Below are 26849 nucleotides of genomic sequence, written 5' to 3' on the forward strand. Positions count from 1 at the left end.
GACTAACTTAGCTGCCGCAAAATTATGAGGCTACCTTCAGCGATACAGGGACGCACTTTTTTTGAGATCTTCTTTTTTTACCTCAGAAAAAGCAACGCGATCCAATCGTTTGAAATTTTCTTCGCAAAAATCCAGACGTATTAGCCGGGTTCCCTCGCTCGTTATAAGCTCATAAATTCTATGCAGATGATACGAATTCATCTCAACGAGCAGGGTATCAACACTCTCAGTTGGAGGCTCCGCTTTCAATAACAACGCATCAATATTTTGAGCTGAGGATGTATGTTCTTTAGATTCCCAAACAGTCGAATCAGTAATAACCGGGCGCAATCTGACTGCAACAGGCTGGAGAGACAAAACAGAAATTCCTACGCGCGTATCAGCCTTTTTATCTACTTCAATACGCCGAATAACGCCGATTGCCCAAGGTGACTCTGAAAGTTTCACCGCTAACACGACCGACCCCTGAACCCAGTCCTGTTTAAGAGAAGGAATGGTCAACCCATAACCTCTTTTACTGACATTTTCTACCACCCAGCTTTCAACCTGAATGGAAGCATCAATATTTTTTTGCATCAATTGATTAATATCGTTTTCAGCATGTGCGTTATTAAAAACGTCTGAGAGACTGTGCAGTTTCTTATGTATATTCCCTAATCCGTGAATCACATCCAGATAAGAAAAAGCCTTCTTGCGTTGTGAATCACGCTTATTGTCAAGAGCAAGTTCTTCCTGAGACTTTGACTTAGCTTTACCCCAAGCCTGTGAAAGATGCAAAAGCACCTCTAAAAGGTCTTCCCGTTCAAAATCCCTAAAGCGCTGAATATCGAACCCCTTTGGAATAGCACCAGACTCAAGCTGTTTCAACGCAATCACCATAGAGCTGACTATTTTTCCGGGACCAAAGCAGCGGGTCATAAAATGCGATTGCGTCATTTGGCTTAAACGGAGAGGCGGATTGCGAGAGGCAAAATCCATGTGAAAAACCGTACCACCCGCCGGCAAATCCTCCCATACGAAGGAAGTGGCATAGTCTTCAATCAACAGTCTGGCAATCTCTATCTGGGATTTAGTTAGCTGATCCGGGGACGAAACCTCCATCATCAGAATTTTCAGCATTTCCACCAAGACGCTTGTTTCTACTTTAGCGTAAGCATTCAGCGAAACAGCCAGCCGGCTAAAACCATACTGTTCAGACACATTAAAGATGGCATAAATCTTGTCCCAGAAATCTTCCGGGAGGGACTGATAACGTAAATGCAACCAATGTACCTGCATCGTCAGCGCGCGCATAGCCCTGACAGCTAACAAGGCAATTTCTTCTGCGCTGACGCCCTCGGCATCTTTTTGGTAATCAGCAAGACAGCGAAAATCCGCAAGATTTACCGCCGATTCAAACTGTTTACATGTATTCCAGATAGTTTCATCGCGCGCTTTATTCATTCTGGGGGTTTTAATATACTCAACCAGCAGTTTACGTACATGTTGTTGAGCCGACTGATCAAAACGTTCAGCCAGTTGAATACGCTTTTTTAACTTGAAATTTTCTTTGGTTGCGAGCTGATTGAGCCAATGAGTCAGTTCTTGCAACGACTGGACAGGATCTGTGACTGGAAGGTAATCCAGAATACGTGTAACTTCTTCCACATTGGCAAGCGGACTTTCGTCTTTCTCACCAAAAAATTTCTTGAAATTGAACATCATCATCGAATCCGCACTATCGCTGTTGTCACCGTCACACTATAGTGACGATAAATAACACTTATTAATATCTTGTTGATTATAGCTTGAATATCCCTTAGAAGAAAAAGGGAATGATGCATTACCAACCTGATATGTCGTGATAACTGCATCACAACAAGTAATGCTTCAGAAGTTACACTTAACTTAAGATGTTCTGAGGACGTACTCGGACAATGACATCGATTCCCTCTGTCACCAAACCCTCTGGTAAATTAGGCAAACTTCCGATGGAAATGGCAGACACATCAATATCCGTTAATTCACCGCTAACAACATTGTAGATATGATGGTGTTCCTGCGTGTTCGGGTCATAAAACACCTTACTGGGGTCAACAATCACCTCACGCACCAGTTTCTTTTCAACAAACAAATTAAGCGTGTTATAGACCGTCGCTTTCGAAGTTTCACTAAAACGGGTATTCACCAACGACATAATCTGATCCGCAGACAAATGCTCTTGCCGAGAAAAAAGTGCAAAAGCGATCTCAATCCGCTGATGAGTCGGATTAATACTGTGGCTACGCAAAAGCTCAGCCATGTTGTCGCGGGTATATTGCTGCATAAAGAAAGATCGTAACGATAATAACAGTTTGATATTAATATATTACTTAGACAATGTCTAATTTTTATAAAACAGTTACAATTTCGCTAAATAAATCGTAAAAACAATGACTTTTTCCAAGCTATACCTACGTTTCAGATGGCCAGCCATAGGGTGAAACATCAAATGGCTGAGGCTGATCAAAAATCAAATTACTCAGTATCTTAGCGCTTCCCGGTGCCATAGTGACGCCATAACGAAAATGGCCGCTATTCACATACAGGTTTTCAATATCAGGATGCCGGGCAATGATCGGGATGTTATCAGGCGAACCGGGCCGCAACCCGGCCCAGTGCTTCACTGGGTTCTCATTCTTTAAACGAGGAAAAATACGTGCCGCTGCTGCATGAAGTTGCTTTGCCGCTTCTTCGGTTGTGGATTTATCAAAACCCACATCTTCGAGTGTACTTCCAACCAGAATGTGACCGTCCCTACGTGGAATCAAATAAACGCCACTCTGCAATACAATATGAGAAAGTGCACTTGGTTCGAGCTTAAACAATAGCATTTGACCCCGTATAGGCTTAATATTTAGAGCTCCGCTTTTTGAGCCAAACAACTCCCTGCTCCAGGCGCCTCCAGCCACAATGTATTGAGAAGCAGACACGCTCTCTTCAGCAACTTTCATTGCTGATACCTTATTCCCATCATATTCAATTGCCGATACTTGCGTATACGGTCTGATCTCCACACCCAGCATTTCAAGGCGCTTTACCAATGCCTTAATCAAGAGCGGGTTTCGCACCTGATTCACTTTGGGCAACCATAGAGAATTACTATGTTGAGTTAGCACAGGCATCACTGATTGCGTTGCTACCCGGGAAGCTTCCCAGTCGTTATCCCGGCACCAATTTCGTGCTTTCTCTGCATCAAATGGCGGCAAAACCAGCATACCACTCTCAGCAAATTCAGGATCCACGCCCGTTGAACCAAGCAACTCAGAGACCCAGTTCAAGTAAAGAGAAGTACTCCATTGTGTAAGCCGAGTCACGGGCGGCAAATAATCCCACGGCAACAAAGGAGACAAAATGCCTCCACCTGCCCATGATGACTCACTGCCCACCAGCCCACGATCCAGCATTGTTACGCGCGCCCCTTGCAAAGCCATCTCTAGCGCAGTAGCACAACCAATAACCCCACCACCAACAATAATGAAATCCAAGTTCAAAAACACCTTCCTGTTAAGCTTTTACCACTCATTCTAACAAATTGACCGCCCATCGGATGTGATTAGCTTAATTTACACTTTTTATTTAATATGAAAATCATAAAAAAGGAGCGGACACTGAAATGATCCAAAACTGTAAAGATACCTTTAGTTTTCACAGGCAATATTCAGGATTCACTTTAATTGAAGTGATGGTCGTTGTCGCCATTATAGGCATACTCTCTGCCATTGCAATGCCGGCCTACAATGGTTATGTATTACGAGGAAAGTTGACTGAAGCTTTTGCTACCTTAGCCGACACCCGAGTAAAACTTGAACAGTATTATCAGGACAATCGAAGTTACGCGGGTGCATGTGCAACTGGCACATCAGTTCCATTGCCAACCGGCAAGTATTTTGTTTTCTCTTGCCCTACTCTAAGTACGACTGCGTTTAGCGTAGTAGCTACTGGCGTAGCTGCTCAAGGTACTGGTGGCTTTGTTTATACTATTAATGATGCTAATGTTCAGGGCACTTCAACTGTGGGCAGTGGATGGTCTGGCACAGGTGCTACTTGCTGGGTCAGAAGGAAGGACGGATCGTGCTAAGCGATTCACGCACCATACAAAAAGGAATGACGCTAATAGAGCTGATGATCGCGATTGCGGTCTTCGCTCTTCTTATCGGCATTGCCCTACCCTCTTACCAAAGCTGGATACAGAATACAAAAGTACGCAACGTAGCCGAATCTCTGCAAAACGGGTTACAGCTATCCCGAGCAGAAGCAGTTCGGCGCAACGCATCCGTCACATTTACACTTGGGCCTGGATCAGGCTGGACTGTTGGCTGCGCGACAGCAACAGCCAACTGCCCTGCAATTTTACAATCACGGTCATCAACTGAAGGCTCAACAACAGCAGTTGTGGTTACCCCTTTACCCAGCACGGCAACCAGTATCACTTTCAACAGTTTTGGCGCCATAGCATCCGCAGGTCTTACCCAAATGGACGTATCCACCCCTCAAGGTAACCGCCCACTACGTATATTGATAGTTGGCGGAGGGGGGACGGTTAAAATGTGCGATCCAAGCACCTCACTCCCTTCAAGCGACCCTCGTAAATGCCCTTAAGGAAAACAGTAATGAAGAATCGCAAACCGAAACTTCCTGCCACTTTTGCCACTTCTCAGCAGGGTGTTGTATTGCTGGAAGCGCTGATTGCAATGCTGATTTTTTCCATGGGCATTCTTGCCGTCGTAGGCATGCAAGCAGCCATGATCAAAAACACCACTGATTCAAAATTCCGTTCTGAAGCCAGCTTTATTGCCCAGAAGCGTTTAGGGGATATGTGGGCTAACCCCACAAATCTGGGTGGTTTTGTTGAAACGAATACAGATATTTCAAACTTGCTGCCAAGTGGCACACGCACAGTTGTGTTAAATAGTGCCACCCAGGTCACCGTTACAGTTACCTGGGCACAGCCGGGGCAGTCTGGAACACATAATTATCAAACCACTGCCCGCATTGCCGGAGGCTAAAAAGATGCCCTTTAACAACAAAATCACAATTAGATACCATTCTGGTTTTACCTTGGTAGAAATTCTGGTAGGTATGGTCATTGGCCTGCTTGCAGTAATGGTTATCATGCAAGTTTTTTCTGTATTCGAAGGTCAGAAACGCACCACCACTGGCACGGCAGATGCTCAGACAAATGGCGCAATCGCCCTATATAATATTCAGCGCGAAGCGCTCATGGCAGGGTTTGGACTCCCTGTATTCGATGGGAACAACACACCTCTGGCATGTACGGCGTTTTCCCCTGCAGGCACAAACATTTCACCCATTTCCATTACCGATGGTGGCACAGGCAGCGACTCCATTACCATTCGCTACGGCGATGCGCCTAGCGGTGGTATTGCCGTTAAAATTGTAGGTCTCTCAGGTAACATTATGGGTGTAGATACCAATATGGGTTGCCGTGTTGGCGATACCGCACTTGTTGTTACTGGCTCGAGTTGTTCCTTATCAACCGTCTCAGGCCCAACAGACATTGCCATTCCCCCGGTACCTTCTGGCACACCAGACACCACCCATGTCAATCTGGCAACAGCCATTAGTGGCGTTATACCTACCACTTCCAGCCTTTCCTGCCTGGGAGTCTGGAATACGATCACTTATGCTGTTAGCAGTAATGAGTTACAAAGAGCTGGTTTCTCCAGCGTGGCAGATATCGTAAATATCCAAGCGCAATACGGAATTTCTGCGGCTCCCAACAGCAATATAATTACTGCGTGGGTAAACGCCACAGGAACTTGGGCGGCTCCTTCTACAGCAGACCGCAATCGCATCAAAGCCATTCGAGTAGCGGTTGTTGCCAGAAACAACCTGCTGGAAAAGGCCCCTGTAACCAACACATGCTCTTCTACCACGGCAGCATCACCTACAGGTTTATGCGCTTGGGGGGGTACGGCTGGGTCTCCCGCTCCAACGATAGATGTGAGCGCCATCCCTAACTGGCAACGTTATCGCTACAAGGTTTTTGACACTATTATTCCAATTCGCAACATGATCTGGTCATGGGATAAACTATGAACGCCAATTACAATACATTTGCCATACAACCCGCTCTTCCCGAACAGCAACGCGGGGTAGTGCTCTTTATCGCTCTTATTGCACTGGTAGCCATGACTCTTGCCGGCATTGCCCTGATGCGCTCAGTTGATACCAGCACCATTATTTCCGGCAATCTTGCGTTCAAACAAGCCGCAACCTCTTCTGGTGACAGCGGACTGGAAACGGCTGTTTCATGGATTAGCCTGCAAAGCAACTCAGTGCTCGAAGCTGGTGATGCAACACAGGGATATTACGCCACTTCTGGTAGTAAGGTTTTTACAAATGACGCAACATGGGGCGCGACTGTCAGTGTAGCTGCAACCGGCATTGATATTAATGGTTATGGTACAGATAGTTCTGCAAACACTACCCGTTATATCATCGAGCGCATGTGCAACAGCACTGGACCCACATCGTCAACGACATGCCTGTTTGGGGCAGAAACGCCACTTGATAACCAAAGACAAATTGAAGGGGCTGACCTTGCAGGTGCAAATGTTGGATCTGCCCTCAGCCCCATGTATCGCGTAACAGCCAGAGTAACCGGCCCGAGAAATACCATCAGCTACGTCCAGGCATTCGTCTACTAGGAGACAACCATGAAAAACAAATCAGTCACTTACTCCAAAGTTTTGCGCTGGCAAAAACTGGCGCTTGCTGCCAGCCTGGCCCTGCCACTTTATTCTTTTGCGGCCACAGTCAATCTGGCTACAGAACCACTGACCAAATCCACCTCTGGCGCCAAGGTACTCCCTAATATTTTGTTTATTCTGGATGATTCAGGCAGTATGGATTGGAATTACTTGCCGGATTGGGCGAACTCCAGCCTTCCCTGGTTGCGAAATAACGCAGAATATAACGGTGTAGCCTATAATCCGGGGACACGTTATTCTCCGCCTGTAAAATATGATAGCAACGGCGCACTCAACTATGCCTATGACTCGGCTGGAGCGGTCAATACTTCGGCAACATACCAGACACAAAGAGGTCAGGACACCACATCGGGTGCTGACTCATCCACCAAGCCAAACTGGAGAAAAGTCAAAGATGATGCCTATGGCATTCAATCTACTTCAACCAGCAATCTGGAAGGCAATGCTTCTTACTATACCTTTGTAGCGGGTGAATATTGCACTTCACCTGATCTGAAAACATGTACTACCGCTTCAGCAACATCCACCTCATACCCGTACGCAGCTAATTTACGCTGGTGTAACTCCACGGCCCTGACTACTTGCCAGGCAACCAAGAATGGTACATTCAAATATGCACGTTATGCTGGCATGCCATCAACCACTACTATTACTGTGAATAACCCCACATCATCAAATTCAGCGGTTAGCAGCATTACAGTTAACGGAAAGCAAATACTTTCCGGCACTACTTCCCCAGCTTCAACCAACAGAAACGATGTCGCCTCTTATATAGCCAGCAATATCAATAACTGCACCAGCGCCATCAGCGGAAACTGTACCGTGGCAGGTTATAGCGCTACCGTGTCAGGCCGAGTAGTCACCATTACCTCTCCACCAGGGGGTATGAATACCTATACACCAAATATCACTAGCTCCGGCTCTATTACATACGCTACTTCTGCGTTTTCCGGTGGCACACCTGGATCAATCCCATTAACAACGATTACATCCAGCACCACGAGCTACCCTTTTCCGGGAACCACCAGCAAAGGAATAAGCCGCACTGACTGCTCTGGCACGACTTGTACCTATGCGGAAGAAATGACCAATTATGCCAACTGGTGGGCCTATTACCATACCCGCATGCAGTCCATGAAAACCTCGGTAAGCCGCGCTTTCAAGGACATTGATAACCGCTATCGCGTTGGCTATAGCACCATTAGCAACACGGGTGCCGCAGACAGCTCAGAATTTCTCCACATCGATAAATTTGAAACCACCCACAAATACAATTGGTTTACTAAATTGTTTGGTGCCAACCCAACAGGCTCCACTCCCCTGCGTAGCGCACTAGCCAAAGCCGGAAAAGTGTTTGCCCATAAAGTTTCCAGTTCTGCGCCAGACCCTGTGCAATTTTCCTGCCAACAAAACTTTGCCATTCTATCCACTGACGGTTACTGGAATACAGGATCGGAATTTGGCACTCTCAGTCTGGATAACGGCAATGTAGGCAATCTGGATAGCGGCACATCTGTAGACCGCCCTATGAGGGAAGGAGTTGCTGCATCCGATACACTGGCTGATATTGCCAAATATTACTATGACACCGATCTACGCACCACTGCACGCGGTAATTGCACTGGTGGCCCAGACGAATCTGGTAATACCCATGATGTCTGTGAAAACAACGTATATGTCAGCACTACAGACAACAATCCTCAACAGCATATGACTACGTTTACCATGGGTTTGGGCGCTGATGGCACCTTGGCCTTTTACACTGATTACACCAGCGTAAAACAGGATGACCTTACCAGCACACCCAACGTTACCTACACTGCACCATCAGGGGTGCCGCTGGATTGGTACAACCTGCTCAATGGTTACGCTGGCGTAAATTGGCCTGACCCCATCAACAACGCAAACGAAGAAAGGATTGATGACCTGTGGCACGCTGCAGTAAACGGCCATGGTGTTTATTTCAGCGCCAAGCAGCCAGATGAAATTGTGGCTGGTTTTACCAAAGCGCTGGCTTCCATTACCGCTAAACTGGGTGCAGGCGCTGCTGCAGCCACCAGTACTTTGAACCCGGTGGCAGGTAACAATTTTGCCTATGTAGCCAGCTACACGACTGTAAAGTGGATTGGTAATCTGGAAGCCCGCACCATTAATATTACAACGGGTGAAGTCAGTAAAGATGCTACCTGGTGTGCAGAAGATGTCATCGCTACTACCTGCACCTCACCATCTTCGATTGTGAAGGAAATAACTACCTCCGGCACTGTCTATTATTGCGTAACCCCTAACTCTTCTACCGCTACTTGCTCAGGCACCTTGTCTGGTACGGATTGCAAGGTGCAAGCTGCAACTTCTTGCTCCGGCACCATGTCCAGCAAAGTAAGTGATACAAGTGACACTCGCACAATCTATATGAATGTCTCAGGTTCACTGGCTAGTTTCAACTATTCCAACCTTACCGCTGCAGGATTGAATTCAACTTTTGACACGAGCTTCCTCTCCAGCAATCTGTATCAATGGTCGTCATTTACCTCTGCACAAAAAACAGCCGCAGCAGGTGCCAATCTGGTAAATTATCTGCGCGGTCAGGTTGGTTATGAGAACCGTTCCGGCAATCTGGTTGGTACTACGGATAACCGACTGTTTCGTTTCCGCGAAGCTGTGATGGGTGATGCCATAGACTCAAAACCGGCTTTTGTGGGCAAACCTACTTTTAGCTATACCGACCCCGGATACACTGCCTTCAAAACAGCCAATATAAATCGTTCTGGCACGATTTATATGGGTACAAACGAAGGTATGCTACATGCTTTTAACGCTTCCAATGGTCAGGAACGCTGGGCTTATGTACCTTCTCTGGTTATTCCGAACATGTGGAAGCTGGCAAACAGCAACTATGCGAGCAACCATGTCTTTTTTACCAATGGCAGCCCCCTTATTTCTGATATCTGCACGGCAAACTGCACTGACGCTACAACCGCCGTCTGGAAAACTATTCTGGTAGCAGGCCTAAGCTCAGGTGGCCGTGGCTACTATGCTCTGGACATCACCAACCCAAACTCTCCTTCCTTACTGTGGGAATTCAACCCTACCAATGACATGGGGTATACCTACGGAAGCCCTATTGTCACCAAAAAGGCAAATGGAACATGGGTAGTAATGTTGACATCCGGATACAACAACACCACAGGTACCTATCCTGGCAAAGGCATTCTTTATGTGCTGAATGCAAACTCAGGCACGGTGATTGACACTTATCCTACCAGTGTAGGTAGTGCCACCACACCTAGCGGCCTAAGTAAAATCAGTGCTTGGGCAGAAAATGCTGAGAAAAACAACATCGTCAGCTATACCTACGGTGGTGACCTATTGGGCAATGTCTGGCGTTTTGATATCAATACAGCACCAGCATCAGGCACCAACCCATTCCTTTTTGCAACCTTGTATAGCGATGCTGCGGCTACCATGCCTCAGGCCATTACTACACGCCCAGTGTTAGGTCTGATTTCCGGAAAACGGGTTGTGTACATCGGAACGGGTAAATATCTTGAAACTGGTGACCTGGATCCGGATAGCAGTGTTGATAGGGATCCAGCTGCAGGTAAGTTTCAGACACAATCAATTTATGCCATCAAGGATGACAATGCGACGGCAACGTTTACCAATCCACGTACCTTTACTTCAGGCACTAACAAGATGGTGCAACAAACGATTACTACGTCTGGATCAAATCGCACGGCAACATCCAACCCAGTAGATTTCGCAACTGGAAGGGGGTGGTATGCTGATCTTCCTGATAACGGAGAACGTCAGCATGTAGATGGATTACTGGTATTAGGTACATTGCTGTTGCCGACTACCGTACCATCTAACACAACCTGCGCGCCAGGTGGTTACGGTTGGCTTAACTACTTAAATTTTAAAACTGGCTCAGCCGTTAGTCCTACCAATCTGGTTTCAACCAGGGCAAATGCACCAATTGTGGGTATTAACGTTTTTTACATCAATGGACAACCGGTGGTAGGTGAAGTAACTGCTGATGACCCAACACCTAAAATTGTTAAACCGCCTTTCACTGGTACTCCTGCCGGATTCCAGAAAAAACGCGTGATCTGGCGCGAGCTGATCCAATAACAAGCTTCAAAGTAAAAAAAGGGTGGCTACTTAGCCACCCTTTTTTTACTAAAACCACAAATTTAATATCTAACCTTATAAGTAAGAAGTGACAGTAAAAACAGTAGACTTATCAGGAAAGACTTGCTAAACCCTTAGGCAGGGGAAACACCGTATTTTCTTCAATCCCTTTCAGCTCTTCTATCTCAAGCGCACCCAAATTTTGCAAAGCAGCTATCACTTCCTGCACCAGTATCTCCGGTGCTGAAGCTCCAGCAGTAATACCCACCTTCTGCTTATCCTGCAGCCATTCCGCTTTCAATTGGCTGGCATTATCAATCATGTAGGCTTCTACCCCAAGATTTTTTGCCACTTCACGCAAACGGTTGGAATTCGAGCTGTTAGGCGAGCCCACCACAATCACCAGATCACAATCCTTTGCCAATACCTTCACAGCATCCTGCCGGTTTTGGGTTGCGTAACAGATATCATCCTTTTTAGGGCCGGCAATACCAGGGAAGCGCGATTTAAGCGCATCAATGACTTTATTGGCATCATCCACTGAAAGCGTGGTTTGCGTTACAAAAGCAAGATTGGTTTCATCAGTGACTTTCAACTGCGCTACATCTTCCGGGGTTTCTACCAGATACATCCCGCCATCTGCCTGCCCCATGGTGCCTTCCACTTCAGGGTGTCCTTTGTGCCCGATCATGATGATTTCTTTACCGGAAGCTCTCATTTTAGAAACTTCCACATGCACTTTGGTTACAAGTGGGCATGTCGCATCAAATACTTTCAGCCCTCTTGCTTCAGCTTCCTTGCGAACGGCTTGCGATACGCCGTGTGCACTAAAAATCAGGGTATTACCTGACGGTACATCTGCCAGGTCTTCAATGAAAATGGCGCCTTTCTTTTTCAGGTCTTCCACCACAAATTTGTTATGGACGACTTCATGGCGGACATATATGGGTGCACCATAAAGTGAAAGCGCACGTTCTACAATTTCAATGGCACGATCGACGCCGGCACAAAATCCACGGGGGTTGGCGAGTATTACTTGCATAGTTTCAGAACTTAATTTTCAAAGTTGAAGGGATGATTAAGGGTAATAATAGTTGGTTTATATTTAAAAAAACAGTTAAAGCAGAACTAGATATCGACGAGCAGAGCAGTAAACCCTACAAAACTTTCAACACTTCTACTTCAAATAAAACAGGGCAGTCACTTAAGGGGTGATTAAAATCAACAGTAGCAACTTCTTGGTTTTTACTCTTTACCTCACCAGCCATAACCGTACCATTCGGCATGCCAAATTCAATCAAGCTTCCAATTTCTGCAGGCATATCTTCTGGAAACATGTCTAATGGGATTTGTTGTATTAGCGACGAATCACTCTCACCAAAAGCCTGCTGCGATTCAAGCTGAAAAACATACCGCTCACCTGTTTCAATACCTATCAGCCATTGCTCCAGATTTGCAGGGATATCTCCATTGCCAATTGTCAATTGCAAGGGTTCAGCACCAAATGAATTTTCAAATTCAGTTCCATTTACTGCGCTGATTTTATATTGCATCAGCACAGTATCGCCAAGCTTTACGGTTTTAATATTTTCCATCTTTAGAAATGAACAGAAAGTGTCTAAACAAACGCTGAATTCTGAATAATGCTATGACTTATCAACCGGCTTTTTAAAGCTGTCCCAGATAAGCAAGGCTGCCCCGACCGTAATCGCTGAATCGGCCACATTAAAGGCAGGGAAGTGATAACCTGCTGCGTAAAAATCCAGAAAATCCACGACATGCCCCAGCACTACCCGGTCAATCAAATTACCAACGGCCCCGCCCAGAATCAGGCTGATTGCAAAGCTGAACAATCGTTCCTGATAATGTTTATGCAGCAGATAAAACATGACAACAGAGGCAACCACCGCTATACCTGCGAAAAACACCTTCTGCCAGCCACCTGCATTGGCAAGAAAGCTAAATGCTGCCCCAGTGTTATAGGCCAGCACCAGATTGAAGAATGAAGTGATCGCAACGCCTTCGCCTAAAGCAAAGGATTGTGTGATGGCATACTTGCTGACCTGATCCAATACAATAATGACAACGCTAATCAAAAACCAGGGAGTAGGATTACGCATAGTGACGAGCTTCACCTGCACCAAACAGATTGGAAGCACAACGCCCGCACAGCGCAGGGTGTTCAGCATGGCTACCCACATCGGCCCGATAATGCCAGCAACGCTCGCATTTTTGATGCGCACTGGCTACAGCATGCACTTTTTCAGCCGCCTCATCTGCTGCTTCCACGGCTTTTGCCTGGGAGGTAATTAGCACAAATCGCAAATCATCATCCAGGGATTTCAACAATGTATATTTATTCCCGCTTGCATGGATTTCCACCTCTGCCGCAAGTGAAGAGCCAATCACACCAATGGCACGTAAGGTTTCCAATTGTTTTTGTGTATTGGAGCGAATGTCCCGCAAAGCTTCCCAGCGGGCCCGCAGGTTTTCGGTATCCGGCACTACCGGAATATCATGCCAGGCATGAACAAACACACTATCCTGATCATTCCGGGTTAATACAGCCCATACTTCTTCGCCGGTAAAACTGAGGATTGGCGACATCAGACGCGTAATCGCGTGCGTGATGTGATATAGCGCATTTTGTGCAGAACGACGCGCCAGCGAATCTTCACCGCTGGTATACAACCGGTCTTTCAGAATATCCAGATAAAAGCCGCCGAGATCTTCCGAACAGAATGTCTGTAGTTTTTGCACCAAATGATGAAACTCATATTTTTCATAATGCCCAAGCAGCTCTGCTTGCAAATCGCTCGTCATGACTAGTGCATAGCGATCAATTTCAAGCCATTTATCCTGCGGCAACTCATGTTTAGCCAAATCAAAATCGTCGATATTAGCTAGTAAAAACCGCAATGTGTTGCGAATACGACGATAACCTTCTGATACCCGCTTCAAAATTTCATCAGAAATGGTCAATTCACCGGAGTAATCGGTGGAGGCCGTCCACAATCGCAGAATATCCGCGCCCATGCTATTGATCACTTTTTGCGGCGCAATCACGTTACCCTTGGATTTGCTCATTTTGTGGCCGTGTCCATCCACCACAAATCCGTGCGTCAGCAAGGAATTATAGGGCGCACGTCCGTCGGTGGCACAACCAGTCAACAAACTGGACTGAAACCAGCCTCGGTGCTGATCCGAACCTTCCAGATAAAGATCAGCAGGATATTGCAGTTCAGGTCGACGCTTTAACACGCTGGCATGGGTAGATCCGGAATCAAACCAGACATCTAGTGTATCTGACACTTTCCGGAATATTTTCGCCTCTTCACCCAGCAACTCTTCTGCTTCTAAGCTGAACCAGGCTTCAATACCTTGCTTTTCTACGCGCAGCGCGACTTCTTCCAGCAACTCCTGTGTCCGTGGATGCAATTCTTTGGTTTCATCGTTGATAAACAGGGGCATAGGCACACCCCAGTTACGCTGTCGAGACACACACCAGTCCGGCCGATTATTAATCATCGATTCCAGTCGCGCGCGTCCCCAGGCAGGGAAAAACTGCGTTGCTTCTACAGCACTTTTGGCCTTTTCGCGCAAGCTTTTCTGATCTATTCCAACTGTTTCCATACCTATGAACCACTGGCTGGTTGCCCTGAAAATAATCGGGGTCTTGTGTCGCCAGCAATGAGGATAGCTATGTTGCAGCTTGACATGATGAAGCAGCAAACCGCTTTGCTCCAGCGTTTCAATCACGGTTTTATTAGCTTGCCAGACACTTTGGCCGCTCACCAAGGGAATACCCTCGTAAAACCTGCCGTTTGCATCTACCGGATTATCCACTGGTAAGTTATACCGACTACCTACTACATAGTCATCCAGACCATGTGCCGGGGCTGTGTGCACCAAACCCGTTCCGGCCTCAGTGGTAACATGGTCACCACAAATGATCGGCACTACCCGATCGTAAAACGGATGTTGCAACTCAATATGCTCCAGTGCACTACCTTTGCAATGCCCCAGGACTTCCACTGATTCAAAATCGTAGCGTTTGATAGCCGATTCAGCCAGATCACGAGCGAGTATCAGGATCCCTTTGGGCGTCTGAATAAAATCGTATATAAATTCAGGGTGCACACTTACCGCCTGATTGGCGGGCAATGTCCAGGGTGTGGTGGTCCAGATTACGGCATACACAGGCTCGGTGATGTGCGGCACCCCCAAAACTTTGGCCAGGGCACCAAGATCTTTCACAGCAAAAGCCACATCAATAGCAGGCGAAGCTTTGTCCTCGTATTCCACTTCTGCTTCTGCAAGTGCCGAGCCGCAATCCACACACCAATGCACAGGCTTGCTACCCTGATACAGATAGCCATTGGCTTCAATCCGCCCCAGTTCGCGCATGATATCGGCTTCTGTCTTGAAATCCATGGTGCGATAAGGATTTTCCCAATCGCCCAGTACACCAAGCCGAATGAAATCTGCTTTCTGCCGCTCGATCTGAGTTTGCGCGTATTCGCGGCATAACTCGCGGAACTTCGCCGCAGGTATCGCCTTGCCGTGCTCTTTTTCTACTTGCAGTTCAATCGGCAGACCATGACAATCCCAACCCGGCACATAGGGCGCGTCATAGCCGGAAAGAGTTTTGCTCTTAACAATGATATCTTTCAGAATTTTATTAACTGCATGCCCAATATGAATATCCCCGTTAGCATAGGGTGGGCCATCATGCAGAATAAATTTCGGACGGCCTTTTCTGGCCTCCCTGATTTGCTGATAGAGTTTTCTTTCCTGCCAGTTTGCCAGCATGCCGGGCTCTCGCTTGGCGAGGTCTCCCCGCATGGGAAAGGCCGTATCAGGGAGGTTGAGTGTATCTTTATAGTCAGGCATTTAAATTTTCCAACGAAACAATCTTACCGCAGAGACCAAGTAGCTGAGAAAACAATCAAATTTGCATTTCTATATATCCCAGAGGATATTTGTTCTCTATTCTTTGGTGTCCCTGCAGTTAAAAAATGATTTAGCATTTTCAACATCACGACCGATCTGTGCGATTAACGAATCCAGATCGGGATATTTTTCTTCGTCGCGCAGCTTATGCAAAAAGTCTACGCGTACATGCTCACCGTAAATTTGCCGGTTAAAATCAAACAAATGCACTTCAAGCGTTGGTTTGCCATTCTGCTTCACAGTTGGCCTCACGCCAAGACTGGCAACACCTTTTAGATTACCTTCTTGCAAACCACATAATTCTACAGCAAAGATACCCCCTAGCGGCGCCTTGTTGTGCTTTAACTGGATGTTAGCGGTAGGAAACCCTATTTGTTTCCCCAGTTTATCCCCATGCTCCACGCGACCGCTCACACTATAAGGGCGCCCCAGAAGTTTGCGCGACAATAGCAAATCGCCTGAAGCCAACGCTTCACGAACGGCTGTACTTGATACTCTAAGCCCCTCCTGCAGCACGCTATGCATGGCAACCACTTCAAATCCATATTCTTTTCCAGCTTCCTGCAACATGGCAAAATCACCAGCGCGCTTTGCGCCAAACCGGAAATCATCGCCAACCAGCACCCATTTTGCTTTCAACCCCTTCACCAGAATGCGCTCGATAAAGTCCTGTGCTGACAATTGAGAAAACTGACGGGTAAAGCGACAAATATGGGCGCGTTCAATACCAAACTGGCTAAGCAGTTCCATTTTTTCCCGCAAATTAGTCAAACGCGCTGGCGCCTGATCTGGCGTAAAAAATTCTCGAGGATGCGGCTCAAAAGTCAGTACGCAAGGCACCAGCGCCAAAGCATTTGCTTTTTCAACCAGCAATTTCAATATCGCCTGATGCCCGCCATGCACACCATCAAAATTACCGATCGTCACCGCTGCCGGAAGATTATTTTCGGGAATACCGTGAAAAACTTTCATTAATCAGAGCTTAAACTTAAAGTATCAAATATTAAAATAGTAAAGTGCAAATTTCAAAAATCATTCAGCCGCCCGTTTAGCAAAATGGCTGGGGCGTAATCCTGACAGGCCCAGTGTCAGAAAGTAAGATACAACACCGAGCGCCAACAGCCAGGACAAATGAGAGATTCGCGCAACAAATCCCGCCGCCAGCCAGCTTTCATTGCCACCCATTCCATACCAGAGCACCACAGCCATCACACTCACCCCTGCCAGTATCTGCAAAATGTATCTCAACCAACCAGGCTGAGGCTGATATATATTGGCGCGCCGCAAATGGTAAAACAATAAGCCTGCATTCACGCAAGCCCCTAAACTGATAGACAAAGCCAGTCCAGCATGTTTAAAAGGCCCGATAAAAGCCAGATTCATCGCTTGAGTGGCAAACAAAGTAAATATGGCAATTTTTACCGGTGTTTTAATATTCTGTCGCGCATAAAAACCCGGGGCCAGTACTTTGATCAAGATCAACCCCACCAGTCCAACACTGTAAGCCACTAATGCCTGACGTGTCATCCACACATCATTAGCAGTAAAATTACCGTATTGAAACAAAGTAGAAATTAAAGGCACTGCAAGTATTGCCAACGCGACTGCAGAAGGGAGTGCCAACATCAGAATCAAACGCAACCCCCAGTCCATGAGCTTGGAATATTCCTCATGGGATTTATCCGCATAATGTTTTGACAAACTCGGCAACAGAATCGTCCCAAGCGCCACACCCAGCATTCCTGTAGGAAACTCCATCAAACGATCCGCATAATAAAGCCAGGAAACACTCCCGGTTATCAAGAAAGAAGCGAAAATCGTATTTATCAACAAACTGATTTGGCCAATAGAAACCCCAAACACAGCCGGCCCCATCAGTTTTAAAATGCGCCACACACCCTCATCTTTCAACTGGAAGCGCCATTTTGGCATCAACTCTAGCCGTTTTAGATGTGGCAACTGAAAAGCCAATTGCACCACACCACCTATAAACACCCCCCAAGCCAAAGCCAGAACAGGAGGATGAAAATAAGGCGCTAACCAGACTGTGCTAACAATAAGGGAAATATTCAACAACACTGGCGTAAAAGCCGGCACAGAAAACCGACTATACGTATTCAAAATTCCGCCAGACAACGATACCAGTGATATAAAAAATATATAGGGGAAGATGATACGGAGCATATCTACAGTCAGCTTGAACTTGTCAGGCTCGTCAGTAAATCCTGGTGCGCTGATATAGACCACCATAGGTGCCGCAAGAATGCCGATGGCTGTGATCACGAACAATATAATTGACAGCAATGTAGCCACATGATCCACCAGAAGTTTGGTCTCTTCATGGCCACGTCTATTTTTGTATTCAGCCAGAATAGGCACAAAAGCTTGCGAAAAAGCACCCTCCGCGAATAGGCGACGCAACAGATTAGGAATTTTGAACGCGACAAAAAAAGCATCTGTATATATTCCCGCACCAAATATGCGCGCCACAACAGTGTCACGCACAAAGCCAAGAATGCGAGACATTAAAGTCATACTGCTGATGGTCGCTAACGCTCTTAAAAGGTTCATCTGTATCGGGATTATGGACGAGACTAAAATGGCGTATGTTATAGCGTTTATACTATGTATGCCAACAAATCATCAGAGCTTAAAGAGTGATTCAATGAAAACCCTTAGCGAGTTGTCCTTGCAAAACTCAAACATTCAACGTATGATGTTGCGTTTTACCGAACACCCCCTGAATACAGGTTTAAGGAGTTAAAATTGGCAAATACGGCACAAGCCCGCAAGCGTGCAAAGCAAGCCGAAAAGCAGCGCGCTCATAATAGCAGCCTGCGTTCAGAGCTGCGCACTGCAATCAAAAAAGTAGTTAAAGCAATCGAAATCGGCGATAAAGTTGCTGCGCAAGCTGTATACAGCACCTCTGTCGGTACCCTAGACAGCATTGCTGACAAGAAAATCATTCACAAGAACAAGGCTTCTCGCCACAAGAGTCGCCTGTCTGCCGCTATCAAAGCGATGGCCTGAATTTAAGGGCTTGAATACCAAAACCCCCAGTTATTAACTGGGGGTTTTGTACTTATATGCCCAAGAAAACTCGACTCTTAATTGCATTCAGCGTTTAAGATGCCGGACGCTCAGAACAACGCCTCCCATCCAGAACCTGCAAATCATTGTCCTTGGCAAAACCCATTAAAAAAGCATGGGCTTTAGGTTGGGCTTCTTTTAGTTTGTTATCCACGACCACACACTTCACACCATCAATCGTTACAGGCCTGACATAAGGCGAATAACACATGCGGTGATCTTTGCCAAACGTCGACAACACCCCTGAAAGCCGCTCAGCCCAGTCGCTCGGCCTGAAAGCCTTACCTGCGGAGGTTAGCCCCTGAATAATCATTTCGGCTGGTTGTGTGTCAGGCATATCAAATATTTACTGTTGAATTAATTGCGCCATTTTAACAGATGCAAAGTTACTGCGTACATTTCTCCACAGCAATAAAAGCATCTGCTGATTTGCAGCGCCCAGAATTAGCCCGGAATTAGTATCAGCATTATAATTGTACCGAATCCCTGACAGGGACTTCATAGCTGCAAGCTGACACATCGCGCGGTTTTCGGGTTATAATTCAAGTAATTCTTCTTTTGTAGTATAGTTTTATAAAAAGCACGGCGGCGTTTGCCGCCGTGTTGCATTTCTTTTTAGGTAACGTTAGGTAAACAAAAATAAAATGTCGCATTTAATGAACACCTATGCCAGGCTACCAGTCGCATTCGTTCGCGGGGAAGGCGTGTGGCTTTGGGACGAAAACGGCAAACGCTATCTTGACGCTGTAGCCGGTGTAGCCGTAAATGGCCTCGGCCATGCGCATCCCAAGTTAACACATGCCATTTGCGAACAGGCAAAAACACTGATTCACACATCCAACCTTTATGGGGTGAAGAAACAGGAAGAATTGGCAGACAAACTTGCCAGCATTTCCGGGATGGATGAAGTGTTTTTTTGCAATTCCGGTGCCGAGGCTAATGAAGCAGCCATCAAAATTGCCAGATTGTATGGTCATGGCAAGGGAATTGAAATTCCTACTATTATCGTCATGGAAAAGAGCTTCCACGGCCGGACAATGGCTACACTGACCGCAACCGGCAGCCGCAAAGTTCAAGCTGGCTTTGAGCCATTGCTTTCGGGTTTTGTACGCGTCCCCTATGATGATATAGAAGCGATTACTCAGGTTGCAGCGCATAATAAAAATATTGTCGCTATATTGGTAGAGCCAGTTCAGGGCGAAGGGGGCGTTCACATCCCTACCCCGCTAACAGACTATTTCACCGCATTACGACGCGTCTGTGATGAAAATGGCTGGTTGTTGATGCTCGATGAAGTGCAAACAGGGATTGCCCGTACCGGCACCTGGTTTGCCCATCAACACACGGCAATCAAACCCGACGTGATGTCACTGGCGAAAGGATTGGGTTCTGGCATGCCGATTGGCGCTTGCCTGACTGCCGGCAAAGCGAAGGACACCTTCAAACCGGGGAATCACGGTTCCACTTTCGGAGGCAATCCGCTTGCCTGTGCAGCAGCTTTGGCTACGTTGGCCGCTATCGAAGAACAAAATTTACGTGAACACTCAGTCGAGCTCGGTCAATACATACAGGATGGCTTCAATAAATCACTTGCCGGCATCGCCGGGGTGACACAAGTTCGCGGCCTGGGCCTTATGATCGGTATTGAACTGGATCGTCCATGTGGTGAACTGGTCAAGTTGGCGTTGGCAAAGGGTTTATTGATCAATGTCACCGCCGATAAAGTGGTCAGACTTCTGCCGCCAATGATCATGAGCCAGGAAGAAGCAGCGCAGTTAATCGATATTCTCAGCGCACTGATCAAGGAATTTTTGAGTCACCATTAACAAATCCGGCACCATCTCTGCTAAACGTCAAGGCTATTAAGCAACAAATAGACGCTTCAAAGGGATAGTGCCACTTTTTCAAGGCTGGTATTTTTCACAAAATGCCATTCGAGGTTTTATGCAAGTAAAGCATTTTCTGCAACTTAAAGATTTAGAGCAATCAGAGCTGGACTATCTTTTCAAGCGCGCACGCACAATGAAACAGCGTTTGGGCAAGGGTGAGTTATACCAGCCCCTGCGTGCTAAAACACTGGCCATGCTTTTTGAAAAAAATTCGACTCGCACCCGCGTTTCTTTTGAAGTCGGCATGAATCAACTTGGTGGCTCTGCCATGTTTCTTAGTCCCCGTGATACCCAATTGGGGCGTGGAGAACCCATTGAAGATGTGGCAGAAGTCATCTCCCGAATGGTGGATATTGTCATGATACGCACGTTCGAACAAGACATCGTCGAACGCTTTGCTGCACATTCCAAAGTCCCCGTCATCAATGGACTGACTGACGAATACCACCCTTGCCAGATTTTGGCCGATATTTTTACTTATATTGAGAAGCGTGGTTCTATTAAGGGCAAAACCGTCGCATGGATCGGCGACAGTAACAATGTATGCAACACATGGTTGCAAGCTGCCAAAATACTTGATTTCAATATGCACATTGCCACGCCGCCAGAGTATGAAGTAGAACCAGAGCGCGGCGAAAGTTTTGAAAGCATGCACATGGAGTGCTTTTCAGACCCGCATGATGCAGCTCGTGATGCAGATCTTGTCACGACGGATGTATGGACAAGCATGGGCTACGAAGACGAAACAGAAGATCGAAAACAGGATTTTCAGGATTTTCGCGTTGATGAGGAAATGATGGCACTGGCCAAACCCGATGCGCTTTTCATGCATTGCTTGCCCGCGCACCGTGGAGAAGAAGTTTCTGCCGGCGTGATTGATGGTCCGCAAAGCGTTGTATGGGATGAAGCAGAAAACAGGTTGCATACACAAAAAGCACTGGTGGAATATCTCTTGCTCGGAAAAATCAAGGAGCAGTAAGCAGGTAGTTTTGTCCAACACATCAACTTCCGTCACGATCAAATACCTGCAACGAACATTAATGACAATAGGTTCTAGCACATGAATATTGTATATTTCGAAGAAACTGATTCACTCTATATCGAACTGGTTCCTCAGGAAGCCACAGGCGCCTGGGAAGCAGCACCAGGTGTCATCATCAATTATGGTGCTGATGGACAGCCCGTTGGCATTGAAATAGATCAGGCCAGCGAAAAGGCCAATCTGGACAGTCTGAAAATCGGCAATTTTCCTGGATTGGTTGAAAACATCACAAAACGTGACCTCACACATTAAACAAGCTATCGAACGGAACAAATCATGAGTGAAATCAAAAAAGTCGTACTCGCCTACTCTGGCGGACTGGATACATCAGTCATTTTAAAATGGCTACAGGATGTCTACCAATGCGAAATCGTCACTTTCACCGCTGACATTGGTCAGGGTGAAGAACTGGAACCTGCGCGCGAAAAAGCAAAAAAATTCGGCGTCAAAGAAATATATATCGATGACTTGCGTGAAGAGTTTGTGCGCGACTTTGTTTTTCCTATGTTCCGTGCCAATACCATCTACGAAGGTGAATACCTGCTAGGCACCAGCATTGCACGCCCGCTTATTGCCAAGCGCTTGATTGAAATTGCCCGTGATACCAAAGCTGATGCTATATCTCACGGCGCAACCGGTAAGGGAAATGATCAGGTGCGATTTGAACTGGGTGCATATGCCCTGAATCCGGATATTAAAGTCATCGCGCCATGGCGCGAATGGGATCTGCTTTCCCGTGAAAAGCTGCTGGCCTATGCTGAGCAGCATGGCATTCCCGTAGAGATGAAACACAAAGCCGGCGGCAGCCCCTATTCCATGGATGCCAATCTATTGCACATCAGCTACGAAGGCCGCCATCTTGAAGATCCCGCTGCTGAGCCGGAAGACGATATGTGGCGTTGGACTGTTTCACCTGAAAAAGCACCAGACCAGGCGGAATATCTGGATGTTGAATACAAGTATGGCGACCCGGTAGCACTCAATGGCAAGCAACTTTCTGCAGCAGACTTGCTGGCAGAACTGAATCGCATTGGTGGAAAACACGGTATTGGCCGACTGGATTTAGTAGAAAACCGCTATGTAGGCATGAAAGCACGCGGCTGCTATGAAACACCGGGCGGCACCATTATGTTGAAAGCACATCGTGCTATCGAATCCATTACGCTCGATCGGGAAGTTGCGCATCTGAAAGACGAATTGATGCCGCGTTACGCTTCGCTCATTTACAACGGCTACTGGTGGAGCCCCGAGCGCGAAATGCTGCAAACCATGATCAACCATTCTCAAGTAAACGTAAATGGCTGGGTCAGGGTCAAACTTTACAAGGGAAATGTCACTGTCGTTGGTCGCGATTCTAAAACCAATTCTTTATTTGACCCTGGTATTGCCACATTTGAAGATGATCAAGGTGCCTACAACCAGGCAGATGCAGCGGGCTTCATCAAATTGAATGCATTACGTTTACGTATTGCCGCTAAATTCAAAAACAAAGCCAAATAAGTCTTAAGGAAATAAAATGTCTCAATTTGATAATGTGAATGTTGTAAAAAAAGCCAATGTCTACTTTGACGGAAAATGTGTTTCTCATACAGTCAATTTCCCTGACGGCACAAAAAAAACCATCGGTGTTATTTTCCCAAGCAAATTAGTGTTTAACACTGGCGCGCCTGAAATCATGGAAATAAACAGCGGTGAATGCAAGGTCAAACTGGCCGGCGAAAACGAGTGGAAAACCTACAAAACAGGTGAGAAATTTACCGTTCCTGGTAATTCTTCATTCGACATTGAAACCGTTGAAATGCTGGATTACGTTTGCCACTTCTGCTGATATCGCAATGACGACCATTGTTGTAGTCAAAAAAGACGGATATGCGGCGATTGCGGCAGACACGCTAACCAAGTGGGGTTCCGGCAAAGAATCCGCAGAGTATATTGTTAATCACGAGAAAACCATCCTGGTTGGCAACAGCCAGATAGCCATTACAGGTTCAGCGACCTTTAAACTAATTCTTGCTGATTATTTTGCGACGTCAGAAGAAGAAATCAAGCTCGACACCGTTCCCAATATTTTCAAGACCTGGAACAAACTGCACGCTGAACTCAAAGAACATTATTTTCTCCAGACTGAGGAAGATAAAGACGATGAACTGGAGTCTACCCGCATGGATGTGCTGATTGCCAACCCATTCGGTATTTTCGGTGTTGCTGCACACCGGACAGTCCAGGAATTTTCAAAGTATTATGCTTATGGCAGCGGTAGTGATTACGCACTTGGCGCACTCTACTCCACCTATGATCAAATGGGAAAATCTGCCGAAGAAATAGCACGTCATGCAATCGAGGCTGCGGCTGAATTCGATGATCGTAGTGGATTGCCTATTATTTCCTATAGTATCAAGCTGGTTAACAGCTAATTTATCAAGAAGGAACCATCATGCCCTCTTTTGACATTGTTTCAGAAGTCGAAAAACAGGAAGTTAAAAACGCTGTAGAGCAGACCAATAAAGAGGTCAGCACCCGCTTTGACTTTAAAGGCTCAGATGCACGTGTAGAACAGGCCGAATATGTACTGACAGTTTTCGCGGATGATGATTTCAAGATCACACAGGTGCTGGATGTGCTGAACAATAAATTGATCAAGCGCGGTATAGATATAAAATGCATCGAATTGGGCAAGATAGAAAAAATTAGCGGCAACAAGGTAAAGCAGTCTATAACCGTCAAAACGGGTGTTGAAACTGAACTGGCTAAAAAAATAGTCAGAATTATCAAAGACAGCAAACTCAAGGTTCAGGCCAGCATTCAAGGTGAAACCGTTCGTGTCACAGGGGCCAAGCGAGATCTTCTGCAGGATGCCATCCAGTTAGTAAAAAAATCCATCGGTGACTTTCCGCTTCAATTTGGTAATTTTCGGGAATAGCTTTATTTTCATAGTCTTTAACCCCATACAGGGTGGGTAAACTGACCGGCTATAGTAGCAACCATAAATGCTTTCATAAACCGCCCCACTTTCTTATTTGTTCCCCCTCCCGAATAAAAGTCATTCTGAAAATTGCGCAATGTATTGCGCTTTTACTTTACCAAACAGAAATCAGCATAAAAATAACTGTCAACAAACCCAAACCCTATCCCTAGCCCTGTAAATATGCTATTTATACAAACATTATTGAATTGGTAGATTTGCCGGTTAACTATGCCTGACAACGAAAACACAACACAATCACTTGTGATCACGTCTGAAGATGATAGCCAATATTTGGTGACATCGCAGGTTGAGATTATTTTCATCATGCGTGACCTGATTGAAAAAAAATCCATGTTCACCATTTATTTCAATTCCGGGAAAAGTTTCATTCTTTCGGTCTTGTTGACTGTATTACCCGACAGGGTTGAATTTGTGTTTGATTGTGGCGGCAATGATGCTATGAACGCGCAGCTATTGAAAAGTGAAAGGCTGATTTTTGTTGCCACCATAAACGGCGTCAAAGTCCAGTTTGCGACAGACAAAGCCAGAGCGATTCAATTCAAAGGCAGAGATGCTTTTATTGCGCATCTACCAAAACAACTACTTCGGCTACAGCGTAGAGAATATTACCGACTGGAAGTACCAGGTTTTGCTCGCATAGGCTGCGACATTCCTGAGCTCTCAGGCGATTCTGCAATTATTCTGGCAGTTCGCGATATCAGTCTTGGTGGCCTCGGCCTTTTCACCAATAAACAGCTTGATAGCAGCGCTATCATGGAAACATTCCACGACTGTCATCTAGACCTGAAAAATGCCGGTACCATCACAGTAGATCTTGAAGTGAGAATTGCCATTGCACTATCCCAAAATAAAAGTGGTCTGGCTACGCGCGTGGGTTGCAGATTTGCAAAGATCACACCTGCTAATCAGGCAATACTACAACGATTTATAGTTATGGTAGAAAAAGAAGAACATGATTTGTTTTCTAAATAACACCGCTCTACTCGCCTATCCCCTAAAATAACAAACACGCTCGTTACTGTACGTATTCATACCTATTACGCGTGTTATGTCCATTTTTTTTCAAAAGCCGCCAATATTCAATCCAACACCTTGCCTCCACTTGTCATTCTGCAGGCATAGAACTATCACAAATAAAATAAATATGGTATTTATACATAAATATCGATATTAAATCAGGCAAAACAGCCAACGCTATGCCCATTAAAGATAATACAACACAGCCGCTCCAAGCTTCGGGGGATGATAGCCAGTATCTTGTTCATACTCAAAATGAAATCGCTTTCATTATGCGTGAATCCATCGAAAAAAAAGCCATGTTCACTGCCTATTTCAACCGAGGGTCAGAATTTATTCTGACCTCTCTGCTAACCGTACTTCCTGGGCGGGGTGCTTTTATATTTGATTGCGGCAGCAAAGACAATGCGAATAAAAAATTACTCGAAAGTGACAGAGTCATATTTGTCACCACCTTGAACGGTATCAAAATTCAGTTTGTGGCAACAGATGTCCGTGAAGTTCAATACAAGGGTAGTGATGCATTAATCGCAAAATTGCCAAGGCAATTGCTCCGTCTGCAACGTCGCGAATTTTTTCGATTGGAAATACCTGGATTTGCTAAAATACATTGCGAAATTCCTGACTCATTAAACAACACAACCACCTCGTTGCACATCCATGACATCAGCCTTGGCGGTCTTTCTCTGAACGCCACCAAACGCTTTGAAAAGAGTGTCGTACTGGAGAAATTCCGCCACTGCCAAATTACGCTGAAAGAGTTTGGTGTCATTACCGTTGATATTGAAGTACGTTACACGATAGTACTGACACAGCCCCGGGGCGAGCCCGTTACACGCATCGGATGCCGCTTCATCAGCATCACTCCTCACGATCAGGTGTTGATTCAAAGGTACATGGCAGCAGTAGAGACTGAAGAGCGGGGATTAATGCCTGAAAAACCTTGAGCTACAGGTGTTTTACCCTTGAGAGTCGAATTCCGC

General features: G+C 46.1%; 26 protein-coding genes. 16 read left to right on the plus strand and 10 right to left on the minus strand.

Features of this window, described 5'->3' with window-relative positions; all coding sequences use genetic code 11:
- Nucleotides 1-36: 36 nt before the first annotated feature.
- From EDC63_RS05405 to thiO, 3 genes are all read right to left on the minus strand, one after another.
- Entirely contained in the window at nucleotides 37-1707 is a 1671-nt protein-coding gene (locus tag EDC63_RS05405) for a hypothetical protein (RefSeq protein WP_124946010.1), read from the minus strand.
- Nucleotides 1708-1882: 175 nt separating this feature from the next.
- Complete coding sequence (locus tag EDC63_RS05410) at nucleotides 1883-2305, minus strand: Fur family transcriptional regulator (RefSeq protein WP_124946009.1); 423 nt, start codon at nucleotides 2303-2305, stop codon at nucleotides 1883-1885.
- Nucleotides 2306-2432: 127 nt separating this feature from the next.
- Entirely contained in the window at nucleotides 2433-3512 is a 1080-nt protein-coding gene (gene thiO, locus EDC63_RS05415) for a glycine oxidase ThiO (protein ID WP_124946008.1), read from the minus strand.
- A 122-nt stretch (nucleotides 3513-3634) separates the two neighbouring features.
- Between thiO and EDC63_RS05420 the strand changes: the two genes are divergently transcribed.
- The 6 genes from EDC63_RS05420 to EDC63_RS05445 are packed head-to-tail and all read left to right on the plus strand — an operon-like array spanning nucleotide 3635 to nucleotide 10889.
- Entirely contained in the window at nucleotides 3635-4099 is a 465-nt protein-coding gene (locus EDC63_RS05420; RefSeq protein ID WP_124946007.1) for a type IV pilin protein, read from the plus strand.
- Nucleotides 4093-4620, plus strand: coding sequence for a GspH/FimT family pseudopilin (locus tag EDC63_RS05425; RefSeq protein ID WP_165922918.1), 528 nt, complete (start codon nucleotides 4093-4095; stop codon nucleotides 4618-4620). Before EDC63_RS05420 ends, EDC63_RS05425 begins: the two co-directional genes overlap by 7 nt.
- An 11-nt stretch (nucleotides 4621-4631) precedes the next feature.
- Nucleotides 4632-5027 (plus strand): type IV pilus modification protein PilV, encoded by a 396-nt coding sequence (gene pilV / locus EDC63_RS05430; RefSeq protein ID WP_124946005.1) that lies wholly within the window; start codon nucleotides 4632-4634, stop codon nucleotides 5025-5027.
- 4 nt (nucleotides 5028-5031) lie between these two features.
- A complete protein-coding gene (locus EDC63_RS05435; protein WP_124946004.1) occupies nucleotides 5032-6081 on the plus strand; it encodes a PilW family protein in 1050 nt (349 codons plus the stop codon).
- The gene (locus EDC63_RS05440; protein ID WP_124946003.1) at nucleotides 6078-6692 is read left to right on the plus strand and encodes a pilus assembly PilX family protein; all 615 of its coding nucleotides are present in this window, start codon (nucleotides 6078-6080) and stop codon (nucleotides 6690-6692) included. Before EDC63_RS05435 ends, EDC63_RS05440 begins: the two co-directional genes overlap by 4 nt.
- A gap of 9 nt (nucleotides 6693-6701) precedes the next feature.
- Nucleotides 6702-10889: a pilus assembly protein gene (locus EDC63_RS05445; protein ID WP_124946002.1), complete on the plus strand. Its 4188-nt coding sequence runs from the start codon at nucleotides 6702-6704 to the stop codon at nucleotides 10887-10889.
- Between the two features lie 112 nt (nucleotides 10890-11001).
- Here EDC63_RS05445 and ispH read toward each other — a convergent pair whose 3' ends face one another.
- The 6 genes from ispH to murJ form a co-directional block, all read right to left on the minus strand.
- Nucleotides 11002-11931, minus strand: coding sequence for a 4-hydroxy-3-methylbut-2-enyl diphosphate reductase (gene ispH, locus EDC63_RS05450; protein ID WP_124946001.1), 930 nt, complete (start codon nucleotides 11929-11931; stop codon nucleotides 11002-11004).
- Nucleotides 11932-12046: 115 nt separating this feature from the next.
- Nucleotides 12047-12484, minus strand: coding sequence for an FKBP-type peptidyl-prolyl cis-trans isomerase (locus EDC63_RS05455; RefSeq protein WP_124946000.1), 438 nt, complete (start codon nucleotides 12482-12484; stop codon nucleotides 12047-12049).
- 51 nt (nucleotides 12485-12535) lie between these two features.
- On the minus strand, nucleotides 12536-13009 hold the full coding sequence (lspA, locus tag EDC63_RS05460; RefSeq protein WP_124945999.1) for a signal peptidase II: 474 nt from the start codon (nucleotides 13007-13009) through the stop codon (nucleotides 12536-12538).
- Nucleotides 13002-15782 (minus strand): isoleucine--tRNA ligase, encoded by a 2781-nt coding sequence (gene ileS, locus EDC63_RS05465; protein ID WP_124945998.1) that lies wholly within the window; start codon nucleotides 15780-15782, stop codon nucleotides 13002-13004. The genes lspA and ileS overlap by 8 nt, the downstream gene beginning before the upstream one ends.
- A gap of 96 nt (nucleotides 15783-15878) precedes the next feature.
- Entirely contained in the window at nucleotides 15879-16814 is a 936-nt protein-coding gene (locus EDC63_RS05470; RefSeq protein ID WP_124945997.1) for a bifunctional riboflavin kinase/FAD synthetase, read from the minus strand.
- Nucleotides 16815-16874: 60 nt separating this feature from the next.
- The gene (gene murJ / locus EDC63_RS05475; RefSeq protein WP_124945996.1) at nucleotides 16875-18413 is read right to left on the minus strand and encodes a murein biosynthesis integral membrane protein MurJ; all 1539 of its coding nucleotides are present in this window, start codon (nucleotides 18411-18413) and stop codon (nucleotides 16875-16877) included.
- Between the two features lie 195 nt (nucleotides 18414-18608).
- On the opposite strand from murJ, the gene rpsT reads away from it, so the two are divergent.
- The gene (gene rpsT, locus EDC63_RS05480) at nucleotides 18609-18872 is read left to right on the plus strand and encodes a 30S ribosomal protein S20 (RefSeq protein WP_124945995.1); all 264 of its coding nucleotides are present in this window, start codon (nucleotides 18609-18611) and stop codon (nucleotides 18870-18872) included.
- A 94-nt stretch (nucleotides 18873-18966) separates the two neighbouring features.
- Here the strand turns inward: rpsT and EDC63_RS05485 are convergent, their stop codons facing one another.
- On the minus strand, nucleotides 18967-19269 hold the full coding sequence (locus EDC63_RS05485; RefSeq protein WP_124945994.1) for a DUF3579 domain-containing protein: 303 nt from the start codon (nucleotides 19267-19269) through the stop codon (nucleotides 18967-18969).
- A 307-nt stretch (nucleotides 19270-19576) separates the two neighbouring features.
- On the opposite strand from EDC63_RS05485, the gene EDC63_RS05490 reads away from it, so the two are divergent.
- The 9 genes from EDC63_RS05490 (at nucleotide 19577) to EDC63_RS05530 (ending at nucleotide 26813) form a co-directional block, all read left to right on the plus strand.
- Nucleotides 19577-20758, plus strand: coding sequence for an aspartate aminotransferase family protein (locus EDC63_RS05490; RefSeq protein ID WP_124945993.1), 1182 nt, complete (start codon nucleotides 19577-19579; stop codon nucleotides 20756-20758).
- A gap of 118 nt (nucleotides 20759-20876) precedes the next feature.
- Nucleotides 20877-21800, plus strand: a complete 924-nt coding sequence (gene argF, locus EDC63_RS05495) for an ornithine carbamoyltransferase (RefSeq protein ID WP_124945992.1) — start codon at nucleotides 20877-20879, stop codon at nucleotides 21798-21800.
- A gap of 81 nt (nucleotides 21801-21881) precedes the next feature.
- Nucleotides 21882-22115, plus strand: a complete 234-nt coding sequence (locus EDC63_RS05500; protein WP_124945991.1) for a DUF2283 domain-containing protein — start codon at nucleotides 21882-21884, stop codon at nucleotides 22113-22115.
- 24 nt (nucleotides 22116-22139) lie between these two features.
- Nucleotides 22140-23363, plus strand: a complete 1224-nt coding sequence (locus EDC63_RS05505; protein ID WP_124945990.1) for an argininosuccinate synthase — start codon at nucleotides 22140-22142, stop codon at nucleotides 23361-23363.
- Between the two features lie 16 nt (nucleotides 23364-23379).
- Nucleotides 23380-23691 (plus strand): pyrimidine/purine nucleoside phosphorylase, encoded by a 312-nt coding sequence (gene ppnP, locus EDC63_RS05510; protein WP_124945989.1) that lies wholly within the window; start codon nucleotides 23380-23382, stop codon nucleotides 23689-23691.
- A gap of 7 nt (nucleotides 23692-23698) precedes the next feature.
- A complete protein-coding gene (locus tag EDC63_RS05515; RefSeq protein ID WP_124945988.1) occupies nucleotides 23699-24277 on the plus strand; it encodes a hypothetical protein in 579 nt (192 codons plus the stop codon).
- 20 nt (nucleotides 24278-24297) lie between these two features.
- Complete coding sequence (locus tag EDC63_RS05520; RefSeq protein WP_124945987.1) at nucleotides 24298-24783, plus strand: YajQ family cyclic di-GMP-binding protein; 486 nt, start codon at nucleotides 24298-24300, stop codon at nucleotides 24781-24783.
- 273 nt (nucleotides 24784-25056) lie between these two features.
- Complete coding sequence (locus tag EDC63_RS05525; protein WP_124945986.1) at nucleotides 25057-25821, plus strand: flagellar brake protein; 765 nt, start codon at nucleotides 25057-25059, stop codon at nucleotides 25819-25821.
- Nucleotides 25822-26045: 224 nt separating this feature from the next.
- Nucleotides 26046-26813, plus strand: a complete 768-nt coding sequence (locus EDC63_RS05530; RefSeq protein WP_124945985.1) for a flagellar brake protein — start codon at nucleotides 26046-26048, stop codon at nucleotides 26811-26813.
- Nucleotides 26814-26849: the final 36 nt, after the last annotated feature.

The organism is Sulfurirhabdus autotrophica, assembly GCF_004346685.1.
Lineage (GTDB): Bacteria > Pseudomonadota > Gammaproteobacteria > Burkholderiales > SMCO01 > Sulfurirhabdus > Sulfurirhabdus autotrophica.

Coding starts and splice junctions, on each gene's coding strand:
- EDC63_RS05405 (WP_124946010.1), bottom strand. CDS start 1,707: ATGATGATGTTCAATTTCAAGAAATTTTTTGGTGAGAAAGACGAAAGT.
- EDC63_RS05410 (WP_124946009.1), bottom strand. CDS start 2,305: ATGCAGCAATATACCCGCGACAACATGGCTGAGCTTTTGCGTAGCCAC.
- EDC63_RS05420 (WP_124946007.1), top strand. CDS start 3,635: ATGATCCAAAACTGTAAAGATACCTTTAGTTTTCACAGGCAATATTCA.
- pilV (WP_124946005.1), top strand. CDS start 4,632: ATGAAGAATCGCAAACCGAAACTTCCTGCCACTTTTGCCACTTCTCAG.
- EDC63_RS05435 (WP_124946004.1), top strand. CDS start 5,032: ATGCCCTTTAACAACAAAATCACAATTAGATACCATTCTGGTTTTACC.
- EDC63_RS05440 (WP_124946003.1), top strand. CDS start 6,078: ATGAACGCCAATTACAATACATTTGCCATACAACCCGCTCTTCCCGAA.
- EDC63_RS05445 (WP_124946002.1), top strand. CDS start 6,702: ATGAAAAACAAATCAGTCACTTACTCCAAAGTTTTGCGCTGGCAAAAA.
- ispH (WP_124946001.1), bottom strand. CDS start 11,931: ATGCAAGTAATACTCGCCAACCCCCGTGGATTTTGTGCCGGCGTCGAT.
- EDC63_RS05455 (WP_124946000.1), bottom strand. CDS start 12,484: ATGGAAAATATTAAAACCGTAAAGCTTGGCGATACTGTGCTGATGCAA.
- lspA (WP_124945999.1), bottom strand. CDS start 13,009: ATGCGTAATCCTACTCCCTGGTTTTTGATTAGCGTTGTCATTATTGTA.
- ileS (WP_124945998.1), bottom strand. CDS start 15,782: ATGCCTGACTATAAAGATACACTCAACCTCCCTGATACGGCCTTTCCC.
- EDC63_RS05470 (WP_124945997.1), bottom strand. CDS start 16,814: ATGAAAGTTTTTCACGGTATTCCCGAAAATAATCTTCCGGCAGCGGTG.
- murJ (WP_124945996.1), bottom strand. CDS start 18,413: ATGAACCTTTTAAGAGCGTTAGCGACCATCAGCAGTATGACTTTAATG.
- EDC63_RS05485 (WP_124945994.1), bottom strand. CDS start 19,269: ATGCCTGACACACAACCAGCCGAAATGATTATTCAGGGGCTAACCTCC.
- EDC63_RS05490 (WP_124945993.1), top strand. CDS start 19,577: ATGTCGCATTTAATGAACACCTATGCCAGGCTACCAGTCGCATTCGTT.
- argF (WP_124945992.1), top strand. CDS start 20,877: ATGCAAGTAAAGCATTTTCTGCAACTTAAAGATTTAGAGCAATCAGAG.
- EDC63_RS05500 (WP_124945991.1), top strand. CDS start 21,882: ATGAATATTGTATATTTCGAAGAAACTGATTCACTCTATATCGAACTG.
- EDC63_RS05505 (WP_124945990.1), top strand. CDS start 22,140: ATGAGTGAAATCAAAAAAGTCGTACTCGCCTACTCTGGCGGACTGGAT.
- ppnP (WP_124945989.1), top strand. CDS start 23,380: ATGTCTCAATTTGATAATGTGAATGTTGTAAAAAAAGCCAATGTCTAC.
- EDC63_RS05515 (WP_124945988.1), top strand. CDS start 23,699: ATGACGACCATTGTTGTAGTCAAAAAAGACGGATATGCGGCGATTGCG.
- EDC63_RS05520 (WP_124945987.1), top strand. CDS start 24,298: ATGCCCTCTTTTGACATTGTTTCAGAAGTCGAAAAACAGGAAGTTAAA.
- EDC63_RS05525 (WP_124945986.1), top strand. CDS start 25,057: ATGCCTGACAACGAAAACACAACACAATCACTTGTGATCACGTCTGAA.
- EDC63_RS05530 (WP_124945985.1), top strand. CDS start 26,046: ATGCCCATTAAAGATAATACAACACAGCCGCTCCAAGCTTCGGGGGAT.